This window comes from Arthrobacter sp. MYb227, assembly GCF_002975435.1.
Lineage (GTDB): Bacteria > Actinomycetota > Actinomycetes > Actinomycetales > Micrococcaceae > Paeniglutamicibacter.
The window spans coordinates 1-12,697 of record NZ_PCPT01000004.1 but is presented as its reverse complement, the minus strand read 5'-3'; the positions used below and the strand labels follow the sequence as shown (position 1 = coordinate 12,697).

The following is a 12,697-nucleotide window of genomic DNA, read 5'->3' as shown; positions in this document are numbered from 1 at the left end:
TTAGACACGCAAACTAAAGCATCATGCTCCGGACAGGTATCCGATGGCTCTTCACGGGATAAAAGAACTTGGCTTGCGACCCACCGGGAACCGCCGAGGTACCTGTCCTTTGCGTTTTATTGGCGTTGTGCGGCTAGTGTGTTTTCCATGACTGAGCTGACACAATCCGAGCTAACAGCCAAGCTGCTTGCGGCACTGGGCACCCTTCGTAGAGTAATGGCCGCCGTCGATGAAGTCGGCAGCAAAGCACCAAGTGTCTTACCCGGTTGGGATCGCGCTCATGTGATCGCGCATATCGATGGCTTCTCCCGCGCAGCAACACGCCAGCTCGACACAGCTGGGGCGGAAGAACCCTTCGAAATGTACGACGGTGGCATGGACCGGCGTCACGACGAAATCGAACTGACCTCGATGATGCGTATCGAGGCATTGGTGCAACGTACCTCCGAAGCCCTGAACGCACTTGAAACCAGCATTGAGGGGATCCGCACCGAAGACTGGACATTATCCACCGGGTTCCGGGGCAACGGCACCGTTGAAGACCTCCTTTACGCGATCTGGCGTGAACTTGTCATTCACACCTCGGATCTTGCCCTAGGTTACTCGGTTTCCGATTGGGATCCGGAGTTCTGCGAACACCTCTTCGTCGCGTTGGAAACACGTGTTCCGGCCGGCCTCCGCTACATTTTGCAACCGCATGGTTCCCAGCGGATCATTCTGGGTGACGGTGACGACGCAACGGTGCTCAGCGGTACCGCCTTTGATCTAGCAGCCTGGTTGGCAGGACGTGAACCACTCGGTCCGGTACAGGCCACATCCGGTGGAGATGGCAGCGCACTGCCGGCCCTTGAACCATGGTTCGTAAAGTTCAAGCGGGAACGTTAAAGAGAAGCTTGAATCGCTTCACGGCTCATCCATAAATACTGCTGTTCGAAGGACCACGATGCGCAATCTTGAAGACGTGCTCAAAGACGTGGAAAAACTGCCACGTTATGTGCAACCTACCGTGCTCTCGGAACAAGAAACGATGCAACTAACTTCCCTCGTGGGAGAGCCGGGGCTGGAACTCTTGCATTTTCTTGATGGCAGGGAACAGGGTGCTGACGTTGCCTGGAACTTGGATTCAATCAGTGGCTTTGCCAAGACCATGTTTGCCGATGTTCTGGGCCCAGAGGCTCCCTATACAATTGTCGCGTTCTCCGGGAGCGGGGATGCGTGGGCGATTGATGGGGCAGATTCCACGATGGTCTTTCTAAATCATGACGGCATGGAGCCGGATACCGTTTACCCCATGGTGGTAAACCTTGGAATCACGCTCCAGGATCTGGTGCCGATCGCCGATGCATGGGCAACGCTCGAAGATCGGCTCGACGAGGACGAAGCCGATGAAGAGGCACTGCACGGTGAATTTCTACGGCGGTTGGAAGCTTTCAATCCGGAGCTCGCAAGAAGCTGGCCGTACGCCTAGCTCCTTGAGCAAATTCAGACCAGCCCTGGGTGATGGCTTTTCGTCCAAGCCTTGCACGCTCATAAAAAGCAGCAAGGCTTGGACGAAAGGCATGAACCGCCGTGCGCCGGGCTAGCCGATAGGTGCGGAATCCAGAACGTTCCCGATATCCGCCAGTGCACTTGGAACTTCGTCTCGATACGGCCAGTGCCGGGTACCGCGAGGTATCTGCGGCACTGGCCGTAAGGCATTCAGGCCTTTTCTGCCCTCGGCAAGCCCCGCCGGCGAAATGCTGCCGGTTATTTTTAGTTCTCCCAGTGCCGTGGCCAGACGCGTACGAGCTTCGGAAGCCAGAAACACCTCGTTCATTTCTGATTTACTATGCCACGCGATGAGCTTTGGAGCATCAAGACCCCACGCGCGGGCAGGAATCTTTGGAGCCCACCCGGTAAGCAGTGCTTCGAGATAGTCGGTCGCCACAGCGGTACCGCCGTGCTCGGAGAACCACTCTTCAAGTCCACGCAGCGTGTCATGCCCGTCATCGCTCAAAGGGTGCAAGCTCGTCTCCGGGGTCATAGAAAAAACTGGTGCGAGCTTTACGAAGTTGGGACGACTGGTTTCAGGCGACAGCGCTTCATCCGCGTCATCGAAGTAGTGCTTCTGGGAGGTTTCCACAGAAACTTCCAAGCTGATGGAACTCAAATAGAGGGCGGTGACTCGTGCTTAATATCAGTGGTAAGCGCGGTATTTCACGGCGTATCCAACGAAACCAGGCTAGGCATTCTCATTGGCATACATGTAGGCACGCACCGCTAACTCCAGGGATTCCTCGGGGGAGTCTCCCTGCCAGCTTCCATGATCGATAATGGTTAGCCCGCCGTCGAAAATATCTTTGACGACTTGTTCTTGGTCTAGCCAAGACATAGTTCTGGCAAAGTCGTTATGGGTGCGTACACACCCGAAACGCTCCATCATGTCAATGAAACCGCGATACACCAGGGTTGGATCGGCAGCAGTGTCCTCGGCATCCACTTGCGGGTAATTTGCTAGGTTCAGGTATGCCACAGCGTAAGCCCCGGCACCGAATTCCTCGGCCGTTAGCGAGGCAGCCTGCCGGGCGAATTGATCGGCGTCCTGTTCGTTTTCACCCGCCCAGCGTGGAAGCAGATACTGCATGTGCAACGCAATCAAGGAGAGGTTGTTGCGATCCAGTCGCCAAGCGCGTTCCATGGCCTCATCAAGACCCGCGCGGCCTCCATCGGTGAAGAGCGAGAACTCGTAGGCCACCTCATGCCAAATATAGGATTCTTGAGCTGCTTCTCGAGTCTCATCAAGAACCACCTGCGCCGAGCTGATAGCCGTTACGAATCCTGCCCACTGCGACGGGGAGGTCTGATGAGCCCAAGCAGCACCGCGTTCAAGCCCGGCAAGAAATTGCAGCGCCTGAGCGTACAGGGCGCCGGTAATCGGGGAAGGTGCTGTACGGTAGCGGTCGGCAAAAGGATTCAGATAATCTTGCATCTGCTCAAGCTCTGCTGGCACATGGATGCTGGTGACCCAGGAAATGATCATTGAATAGACCGGCCGGCCGTCGGGGATGCGCGCCTTGGATTCCCACGCCTGGTTGTAGATCGCATCGAATTCTTCAAGCTTGCCGGTTGCCGCGAGCGTGGAGACGTAATCACGCAGTTCTGCATACTCGCCAAAGGTTTCTTGATCGGTAGCCAGACGCATACCTCGTTGGGCGATGACCTTGGCACGAGCCTTATCGTTATATGCATCGCGATTACGCTTGAAGAATCTCATGAATTTCCTACAGAGTCGTTGAAATGATTACTTGACTAGTAGTGATGCCTCACTACCGCGACAGTATTCTAACCGCTTAAAGTTAACAGCTAGCCAAGGTTTAGTGCTGTGGCAGGAAACATTCGGTTACCTCCGCTGAAAGAGAAGGGAGTAAAAAGCTCAGAATTAACGACGCCGATTCGCACACTAGGAAGCAGGCATTGCCCCAAGCGTGCAGATTCTTAGCAATCTCGACACACACCATCAGTCGTCGAGGGCAGTTTCCCTGCTCCATCGTTGGACGCGATACCCGGGGCTCCGATCCGTTCGCTGAAGAATTCGCGCCGTGAAATTTTCGGCATGAGCACTGCTCAAGCGATTCCTGTGCAAACCAGTTCGGGGACATGCAGATACGGGCGGGGCACCATGATCTTGAACCACACCAGCCCCGGCGGGACCACGTTTGTCCTTCTCCAGTAGCCTCAACGCCACTCATATCGAAGGCTAAAACGGCGAATGCACAGATATTTTCGCAAATATTATCTTTGACGGCGTCGTCTCGAGGTTCATGGCAGAACTCGATAATTATGGCGCTACCCCCCGCGGACGTTTCCATCAAGCTTGCCGAGAGCAAGAACATCCTCGAGCTGTTGGTGGGATCCCGTTACACACGTGAGCTGCCAGTACGTTGAGACTGCGTGACAGTTTCTCACTAACAGTTATGGGCCTCTGACGAAGTGTTTGATGTGATCGCTAAAACGTTTGCCGTAGCGGAAATTCCCAATCCGAATATCGGTGAATCATGAGTCACGTTTTCGCAGAAGCCCTCGTGGGGCTCACCGGCGGGGCATGGAATACTACCTTGAGCTGTCCTGGGAAGTTGGCTGTTCAACATCATGGAAATTGAGCCGGAAATAAGAATATTGATCCTGATTCCTTGAAACTAAGACAACGGGAAATCTTATGGAACGATGCGTGGCAACTCAATTATCGATGCGGATCAGTCGAAATATTCTCAGCTTAACTAGGAAGTGATCCACCGCGGTCAAGCACGTTCAACCTGCAAGCTGGGTGTTTTATTCGATGAGCTTGCTTAGCCAAGCCCTTGGTTGAAAACTGAGAGTAGGACTCGAGATCCAGATCTAAGGAGTAAAAGCGATGGGTGAACGTGAGGAGATCTTGGGGCTAAGTCCCACTGAGTTTGCCCCGCATTTGCTCGGCGCACACGTCTCAAGTTATATAGACGAACAATTGGTGGTTATAAGGATTACCGAGGTTGAGGCGTACGCTGGTGCCCAAGATCCCGGCTCCCATGCGTATCGCGGCAAAACCAAGCGCAATGCAGCACTTTTTGGTCCACCGGGTACCGCCTATATTTACTTCACCTACGGAATGCATCATTGCGCCAACGTGGTCTGCGGCCACAACGGGATAGCCTCCGCGGCCTTGATGCGCGCAGGTGAGGTAATCATTGGTGAAGAGATTGTCCGTGCGCGCCGTTCCCAACCCCTGACACCCAAACACCTATTGCTCAGTGGTCCGGCTCGGCTGGCCCAAGGTCTTGGACTCACCCTTGAACTCAACGGTGCCAGCTATCGGAAGGGTGTTGCCCAAGGCCCGGGGGACAGCCTGGGCTTAGAACATTTAGCAACAACACCGCTGCCGCATTCCACAGGTCCGCGCACCGGAGTCGCAGGGATCGGAGGCACCGAGGCCTACCCCTATCGTTACTGGTTGGTCGGGGAACCAAGCGTCTCAAAATACCGTCGTGCGGCACCGCGTAAACCTCGTGCCGAACGGGACTAGACTGTATGGGTGAATTCAGCACCCGAAACCATTGCCGAAATGCTCGATCGCCTCAGCGAAATCGTTCCCGACTATCCAAGTGAAGGAATTTCCTTCAAGGATCTAACCCCGGTCTTTGCCGATGCGCAGGGCCTGCGCCGCATAGTTGACGAGGTCATTGCACCGTTTGCTGGCACCTTCGATGTCATTGCCGGTCTTGAAGCCCGCGGCTTTGTTTTGGCCGCCGCAGCAGCTTACGCAACTGGCACCGGAATGATCACGATCCGTAAGGCCGGCAAATTGCCACGCGCCGTACACCGCGACGAGTACACCCTCGAATATGGAACCGGTGTGCTAGAAATCCACCGTGACGATATTGCCCCGGGTACTCGAGTTTTGATCCTCGATGATGTGCTTGCCACCGGTGGAACCGTCGGATCCGCTGTGCGCCTGCTGGAAATCGCCGGTGCAAAAATTGCCGGCATTGGCGTGGTCCTTGAACTTGATGAGCTTGGCGGACGAAAGAAGCTCGCCGAGCACAAGGTTCATTCGCTACAACTGGTCTAGTCACCTTCTGTTTGACGCGTAGGCGTCAAATGCGTTGTCACTAAGGCAGTAAACTAATCTGTCCATAAAAACCGTTCCATCAGGAGTGCTGAATGCCAGAGTCCACAACCGTCCACCGGGAACTTGAAGCCGAACGCGACTACGTTGCAATGCTTTATTCCCGCCTTGACGAGTTGCGCGCCGAAAAGCTAGACCAGCTGACCCGTACCCGGGCCTCTGGTGCACAGGGCACCTTGCAAAACGTTTCAGAGCGTGACTCCTTTGCGGCCCTCTATGAGGACCGTTTGGCTCAGCTTAATGCAGTTGAAGACCGCCTGGTCTTTGGCCGTCTGGATTTGGACGAGAACCTCAACCGGGCCGGTGAAGAACCAGGTGCCCCGCGCTATATTGGCCGCATCGGTATGACAGATGATGAGCTGACCCGCCTGATGGTTGACTGGCGTGCTCCGGAAGCCGCCGCGTTCTACCAGGCCACCGCGCTGCATCGTCAGGGGGTGCGCCGCCGCCGCCACCTGATGTTGCGCGGCCGCACGGTCTTGGGCATCGATGACGAGGTACTAGATACAGATCTCTTTGCCGAGGAAGACACCCACCAGGGCGAGGGCGCGCTCATGGCGGCGCTGACCCAGAAGCGCACCGGACGCATGGGCGACATTGTTGGCACCATTCAGGCCGAACAGGACCGCATCATTCGTGCACCGCTTGCCGGTGTACTTGTCGTCCAGGGTGGACCGGGTACCGGCAAAACCGCTGTAGCCCTGCACCGCGCGGCTTTTTTGCTCTATGAACACCGTGAGCGGCTCAAGAGCGCCGGAGTGCTGTTGGTCGGCCCATCCTCTTCATTTATGCGGTACATCGAGCGCGTCTTGCCATCGCTTGGTGAAACCGGTGTCGTCATGTCCTCCGTGGGGGAGCTCTACCCGGGAATTCGGGCCATTGCCGAACATAACCGCGAAACTGCCCGCATCAAGGGCAAATCCTTCATGGCCAAGGTGATTTCCAAGGCAATCTCCAACCGCCAACGTCTTTTGGCCGAAGACCGCCGCCTGGTGGTCGAGGGAACCCGGCTTACCCTGACTCGCGGTCAGGTCCGCCACGCACGGGAACGGGCGCGCTCGGCCCACAAACCACACAACGAGGGTCGCGACATATTCGTCAAAACCCTGGTGCGGGAACTTGCCGAGCAACTACAGGAAAAGCTTGAAGAGTCATCGGGTAACGGTAATGCCGTGGACCGCAGCTACCTGGTCCAGGAAGTTCGCGAATCACGCGATGTGCGCATTGCCTTGAACCTGTGTTGGATGCCGATGACACCGCAATCGTTGCTCGAAGAGCTCTATGCCAAGCCACACCTTTTGGCGGCAGCTGCACCGCAGCTCAAAGAATCCGAGCTTGCGGCAATGTACCGTGCCCCGGGTTCGCCGTGGACCGAGGCCGATGTTCCATTGCTTGATGAGGCGGCCGAGCTCTTAGGCGAATTCCAAGCCGTGAGCAATAAGAGCGCCGGTGCCGAGGCTCAGCTGAAACGCGATGTTGAAAATGCCGAGGCCACCTTGCGCAACGTCAATGAGATGCTCTTCAACGCCGGTATGGATGGACTTGTTGAGGCCGAAGACCTGGCTGCAATGAACCAAGAAACCGAAGCGCGGCAGACAGCTGCCGAACGCGCCATGGCGGATCGCTCGTGGGCGTATGGCCATGTTGTAGTCGATGAGGCACAGGAACTTTCGCCAATGCAATGGCGTTTGCTGATGCGTCGCTGTCCGCTGAAGTCCTTCACTGTTGTTGGCGATATTGCCCAGACCTCCTCGGCTTCGGGTGCCAATAGTTGGGAACAGGCAATGCGTCCGTTCGTGCAGCAGCGCTTCAAACTTGAAGAACTCACTGTCAACTACCGCACCCCAACCCAGATCGCGGAGGCAGCAACCCGGGTTGCCCACGCAGCGGGATTGAAAATTTCTACCCCCAAGGCAGTGCGTGATGGCCAATGGCCACCACTTGTTGATCGCCTTGAGCCGGGCATGCTGCTGAGCAAATTACGGCAGGTGCTGCCCGGTGAGGTTGCAATAGCCGATGGTGGTTTGCTTGCGGTCATTGTTCCCGAGTCTCGCCTGCGCGAAGTTCGGGCATCGGTGGTCGAACAATTTGGTCGCCGTGTGGGAACCGGTTCCGGTGGACTGAGCCAGGACATTGTGGTGCTCGGAGCCCGCGAATCCAAGGGACTTGAATTCGATGTTGTTGTGGTGCTTGAACCCCAAGAACTTATCGATGAGGTTGAAGGCAGTGTTGGCGATCTCTATGTAGCGATGACACGGACCACCCAACGTCTGCGGATCCTTGCCGAAGGAGTAATCCCGGCGGGCATCGAGTCTTAAGCAAGCAGAAAATCCCTAGATAGACCGTTAGGCACCGAGCACACGAATTGAATCGTGTGCTCGGTGCCTAAGTCATTTGTTGCGCACAAAAGAACCCAAAACACCTCTTCGGGGGGGCTATGTGCGTATCGAGAGGGAAATCGGTCGCCAAGACTGCTAATTTAGTAGGGTGTCTGAAATTGAGCGGTATCCAGCGAGGGCGCGATGGTGAAAGCATTCCCGATAGCACTCTTGATCTTGATGCGTCGGAGCATCTACTGCACGAAGCGGACACCACGCACCCCGAGCAGAAGATAGCCATCTGTTGAGCTTAAGCTGGCCAGATCTTAACCTTTAGCAGGTTTACTTGGTAGCGCTGGCAGATCCCAAAACTGCCAGACGGATCATCACCCCGGTCCGACCAAAGGCCGAACCACACGGTCACACAAATGCGCCCCAAGGGCCCCTTATCGGAGCACATGGGGGCGCTTTTTGTGTCACTAAAGTATGGCAATTACTGCCCTGATGGAATGCTCTGGGCTGACAACTGAAAGGACTTCGTGCCGGAGCCCCCTAAAAGTTCACAATTTGCAGAGCACGCTGGGCCCGAGCGCTATCCAGCATTAAGTAAAGATGTGATCTTGCCACTATCGACAGGCGGATAAATTCCTTATCACGTATTTTTATGCTGGTGGACCCCAACCGTCTGCAAATCTTGCCTCTCGTTGATCCTGGGGCATTCGAAGAGTGCTGATTCCTCGCGCACCCCCCAAGCCAAAAGTGAAGTCAGAGACCAGGCCGGACCACGCGTTCGTTTCTGAGCCTTATTGAGGGGTAGCTTCCTAAACGAGAGTCGCATTGAGAGTGTATTGATCGTCGCTAAATCGCGCAAAGATTTACCCAGCTTCCACACAGGAAAAACGGTTAGCGTGAGGAACGTACGCAAGATCATCGAAAGGAAACCCTATGGGCCTCGGAGACAAGATCAGCAACAAAGCTCAAGAAATGGTCGGCAAGGTCAAGGAAGGCATTGGCGAAGCGACGCACAATGCAGAGATGAAGGCCGACGGGCACAAAGACCAGGCTGCTGCTAAAGCTAAGCAGGTCGGCGAAGATGTCAAAGATGCTGCCAAAGACATCACCGGCAAATAGCAAATAGCAACAAAAAGTGAGCCTCACTCTTTCGCCCGAGTGAGGCTCACTTTTGTGCCTTTGAACTTTTGTGGTTTCCGAGAGTAGATTGCTGGGACAACTCAATAACTGGCTCCCCTCGGTGGGAGCCGCGTATTTGAGGCTTGACCCTCGACGCCTCGCCCGGGGCCGGGCGCCGTTTAGCGGCGTCTTGCTTTACATCCGCACACTCCACCCGCCAGATTGTGGAGGCTCAACTAATTCCCACATCACCGGCTCAACATTCCGTGTCCGAGGGCGACTTGCACTTGTCAGATCCGCGTATCAATCCTTTGTAGTGTGCGCGCTGTCTCCCGCCACGCCACCCGATCAAACCAGCTCGCGGGTTCCACAATTACAGTCCGCACATGACCACCTAGCTGCACCCGCAAGGGCTTACCCGATGCAGTCCACTGAATCTCCACACGGCCCATACGAAAAAATACGAGCGAGGTAAAAAAGAACATAAAATGAAACTAGCCTGCACCAAAATGCCCAGGAATCGAACGGTTCAGGGGCTCCCTTTTTATTGCACAAAAGCTGTGATATTCAGCCAATCAGCTTAGCTTTTGCTGAGGCAAACTCTCGACCCGTGATACCCCCCCCCAAAAAAACCATTTAGCTCCTTCAGTTCTAAAATCTGGGAAGCAATCGACTTGATTCCAACCTGCGGACCAGCAACTCGCTGCTTCTTGGAATCCGATATACGCTTCCGAAGCCCACCAAACTTCCTTGAATAGGTCTGATATTCCAACTTTGAAAGCGGCAGAGTATTACTCTGCATGGCAGGGTTTCCAGAGTTTGAGTTGGTAGAGATCAACGTTCCCTTCTAAAAGTCTTGGTTATTCGCCCGGAGTAGCTTGGCGTTAGGACTTCAATGACACCGATCGACATTCCCGAGTTGTATTCGAGGCACGTAATGTCTTGAAATCCAAAGCTGTCTGCCCCTAAAACGCGCCGGTTCTCATTGAAGTCCAAGTTCCGGCCTTGGTGATAACCGTACGATCATCGAAAGCGACAAGTAGCACGCGGCCAATGGCCTATCAGCTTCGGGCGCTTCACCTTTGTCTTGAACCGGCTTGCGGGTGGAGAGACAGGCGCAGGCGGTGCGACGCCCAAAAGCCCAGAGACGACTTGGATAAAAGAAATCTAGTCGGCAGTTGAATCCTTGCTGTCGAAGGATTTGTACTTCAGAGATCCAGAGCCAGCTACGCTAAGGTTTACGTTTAGCGCCGACTGCGAGTGGATGTGCTGCTAGCGGTCTAGTTCTGCAAGGTTCGTCTAGAGGGTGCCCTTGTTGTTTCGGTCGAATTCGAAGATCCGCATGTTTGTGATGACAGCCGATGTTGTCGTGAGCTTTGTTCCGGCTTCAAACATGGCAAGTACCGTTTCCTTTGGTCCAGCATCGACTCGGTAGCTGAAGCTTCTTGGTGAACTTGAGCTCTTTATATCCTGCCCAATGACGATGTTTTTCGTGAATCCTCGTTAGGTGTTTTCATTTGTGCGAATGGTGCTTGACCTCTCGGATTGGGTACACATGATCCGAGCCAACCCCACACAGAATTCATTCGTTTTCTTTCCATGCGACTGCGTTATCGGCAATCAACACTGGGGGAGTAATGCCGAGTGGAGATTCTATAGCTTCGGCAGATAGTCTTAGTGTGCGCATAAGTCAGGTATTCATGACTCGGTGCGCGTAATCCCGTCTATGTGGATGGCTACACCGACGGCTACACCTCGCGACCTCGTGAGTGTCGCTGGAATGTAGAGATCCGCGTAAACTAAGGGCAGAACCACAAGAGAAAATCGGCCATTCATAGCATGTCTGAAATTGAGCAGAATCCTGCATTGGCGGGACAAAGTAATGATCCATCCTTCGAAAACATCTGGCAGGAACTGAAGTGGCGTGGCCTGGTCCACGTATCCACGGACGAAACCGAGCTGGAAAGGGTCCTCTCCGAGGAGATCGTTACCTATTACTGCGGTTTCGACCCCACTGCCCCTTCATTACATCTGGGTAACCTTGTCCAGTTGCTGAATATGCGACGCCTTCAGCTTGCAGGTCACAAACCGTTGGGCCTTGTTGGTGGTTCAACCGGTTTGATCGGCGATCCGCGCGAAACCGCCGAACGCGTACTGAACACCAAGGAAACAGTTGCCGAGTGGGTTGGCAAGCTGCAGCTGCAGGTTGCCCGCTTCCTCTCCTTCGAGGGTGATAATGCAGCGCGCATGGTCAATAATCTCGACTGGACCGAACCGCTTAGCGCCATCGACTTCCTGCGCGAGGTCGGAAAGTACTTCCGCGTCGGCACCATGATCAAGAAGGAAACCGTTGCCACCCGTCTGAACTCGGATGAGGGCATTAGCTACACCGAGTTCAGCTACCAGGTACTGCAGGGTTACGACTACCTGCAGCTGCATAAGCTTTACGGTTGCACCCTACAGACCGGCGGCTCGGACCAGTGGGGTAACCTCACCAGCGGTACCGATCTGATCCGCAAGGTTGAGGGCACGAGCGCTTACGCGTACGGAACCCCGCTGATCACCAACTCCGATGGCACCAAGTTCGGCAAGTCCGAAGGCAACGCCATTTGGTTGGATGCGGAGATGTGCTCCCCATACACCTTCTACCAGTTCTGGCTGAACACCGCTGACGCGGATGTTGCTGCGCGTCTGAAGATTTTCACGTTCCTGACTCGTGAAGAGATCTCGGAACTTGAAAAAGAGATTGCCGAGCGTCCATTCGCTCGTAAGGCGCAGAAGGAACTTGCCTACCTGGTGACTTCCCTGGTGCACGGTGTAGACGCAACCGAAAAGGTAATTGCCGCGTCGGCTGCACTGTTCGGTCAGGGTGAACTCTCCGAAATGGATGAAGCAACGTTGCGAGCAGCGACTCAGGAATTGCAGAGCACCGTATTTGAGGGCGAAGAGCTGGACATTGTTTCGGTGCTTGTTGCCTCGGGTCTTTCCAAGAGCAAGTCCGAAGCGCGCCGCACCGTTGGTGAAGGTGGTGCCTACATCAATAACGTCAAGTACTCGGATCTTGATGCGGTTATCGCTAAGGATGCTCTTCTCCATGGCCGTTACCTATTGGTACGCCGAGGTAAGAAGAACCTGGCCGTTGTCGAAGTTGCCTAACTAATAGGTCTCTCACCTGCGCGGTAGTGCAGGTGAAGAAGAACCGGGGTGGGGGAGTGCTGTAAAACACAGCAGGTTCGCCGCTCCGGTTCTTCTGCTTTAAATGCTCTTCTGGAGATGAGTCCTTAGGATTCAGGGCTTTTCGAGGGTTTTTTACTAGGAAACCGACGATTTGCCGAGAAGGTAAAAGCTGTGTATTGTTTTCTAAGTCGCCGCGGCCAAGGGAAAACAAAAAACCCTAAGCCGCAAAGACGAAAAGATTTTCATTACTTCAAGTTTGAGAATCATCGAAATAAGATGATTTGACAAAGTAATAAAGAAGTAATATTGTATTGAACGTTGCTCCAGAGCGAAGCGCCGGCGGGAATTGTAAGTCCGGGTCGTGGATGTTGGATGCGTCTGTTGTTTGAGAACTCAATAGTGTGCCAAGTTTGTTGATACCAATTTATTT

9 protein-coding genes are annotated in these 12,697 nt (G+C 54.5%); 7 read left to right on the top strand and 2 right to left on the bottom strand.

Translation table 11 applies throughout. The features are described 5' to 3' along the window. Window positions 1-147: 147 nt before the first annotated feature. Together CQ018_RS09940 and CQ018_RS09935 are read left to right on the top strand one after the other, a co-directional pair. The gene (locus CQ018_RS09940) at window positions 148-885 is read left to right on the top strand and encodes a maleylpyruvate isomerase family mycothiol-dependent enzyme (RefSeq protein WP_105549857.1); all 738 of its coding nucleotides are present in this window, start codon (window positions 148-150) and stop codon (window positions 883-885) included. Between the two features lie 58 nt (window positions 886-943). After that, the gene (locus CQ018_RS09935) at window positions 944-1,468 is read left to right on the top strand and encodes a hypothetical protein (RefSeq protein WP_105549856.1); all 525 of its coding nucleotides are present in this window, start codon (window positions 944-946) and stop codon (window positions 1,466-1,468) included. Window positions 1,469-1,579: 111 nt separating this feature from the next. Here the strand turns inward: CQ018_RS09935 and CQ018_RS09930 are convergent, their stop codons facing one another. Beyond that, complete coding sequence (locus tag CQ018_RS09930) at window positions 1,580-2,122, bottom strand: hypothetical protein (protein WP_105549855.1); 543 nt, start codon at window positions 2,120-2,122, stop codon at window positions 1,580-1,582. Between the two features lie 99 nt (window positions 2,123-2,221). Next, window positions 2,222-3,253: a hypothetical protein gene (locus CQ018_RS09925; RefSeq protein WP_105549854.1), complete on the bottom strand. Its 1,032-nt coding sequence runs from the start codon at window positions 3,251-3,253 to the stop codon at window positions 2,222-2,224. Between the two features lie 1,137 nt (window positions 3,254-4,390). Between CQ018_RS09925 and CQ018_RS09920 the strand changes: the two genes are divergently transcribed. The 5 genes from CQ018_RS09920 (at window position 4,391) to tyrS (ending at window position 12,246) form a co-directional block, all read left to right on the top strand. After that, window positions 4,391-5,038: a DNA-3-methyladenine glycosylase gene (locus tag CQ018_RS09920; RefSeq protein ID WP_105549853.1), complete on the top strand. Its 648-nt coding sequence runs from the start codon at window positions 4,391-4,393 to the stop codon at window positions 5,036-5,038. Between the two features lie 39 nt (window positions 5,039-5,077). Beyond that, entirely contained in the window at window positions 5,078-5,584 is a 507-nt protein-coding gene (locus CQ018_RS09915; RefSeq protein ID WP_105550110.1) for an adenine phosphoribosyltransferase, read from the top strand. Between the two features lie 92 nt (window positions 5,585-5,676). Continuing rightward, on the top strand, window positions 5,677-7,959 hold the full coding sequence (locus CQ018_RS09910; protein ID WP_105549852.1) for a UvrD-helicase domain-containing protein: 2,283 nt from the start codon (window positions 5,677-5,679) through the stop codon (window positions 7,957-7,959). Between the two features lie 945 nt (window positions 7,960-8,904). Next, window positions 8,905-9,090: a CsbD family protein gene (locus CQ018_RS09900; protein WP_105549850.1), complete on the top strand. Its 186-nt coding sequence runs from the start codon at window positions 8,905-8,907 to the stop codon at window positions 9,088-9,090. A 1,839-nt stretch (window positions 9,091-10,929) separates the two neighbouring features. Further along, window positions 10,930-12,246 (top strand): tyrosine--tRNA ligase, encoded by a 1,317-nt coding sequence (tyrS, locus tag CQ018_RS09890; RefSeq protein ID WP_105549848.1) that lies wholly within the window; start codon window positions 10,930-10,932, stop codon window positions 12,244-12,246. Window positions 12,247-12,697: the final 451 nt, after the last annotated feature.

What these genes read in the sequence shown, in the direction of transcription:
- CQ018_RS09940 (WP_105549857.1), top strand. Translation starts at nt 148, where the DNA reads ATGACTGAGCTGACACAATCCGAGCTAACAGCCAAGCTGCTTGCGGCA.
- tyrS (WP_105549848.1), top strand. Translation starts at nt 10,930, where the DNA reads ATGTCTGAAATTGAGCAGAATCCTGCATTGGCGGGACAAAGTAATGAT.
- CQ018_RS09920 (WP_105549853.1), top strand. Translation starts at nt 4,391, where the DNA reads ATGGGTGAACGTGAGGAGATCTTGGGGCTAAGTCCCACTGAGTTTGCC.
- CQ018_RS09915 (WP_105550110.1), top strand. Translation starts at nt 5,078, where the DNA reads ATGCTCGATCGCCTCAGCGAAATCGTTCCCGACTATCCAAGTGAAGGA.
- CQ018_RS09910 (WP_105549852.1), top strand. Translation starts at nt 5,677, where the DNA reads ATGCCAGAGTCCACAACCGTCCACCGGGAACTTGAAGCCGAACGCGAC.
- CQ018_RS09900 (WP_105549850.1), top strand. Translation starts at nt 8,905, where the DNA reads ATGGGCCTCGGAGACAAGATCAGCAACAAAGCTCAAGAAATGGTCGGC.
- CQ018_RS09925 (WP_105549854.1), bottom strand. Translation starts at nt 3,253, where the DNA reads ATGAGATTCTTCAAGCGTAATCGCGATGCATATAACGATAAGGCTCGT.
- CQ018_RS09935 (WP_105549856.1), top strand. Translation starts at nt 944, where the DNA reads ATGCGCAATCTTGAAGACGTGCTCAAAGACGTGGAAAAACTGCCACGT.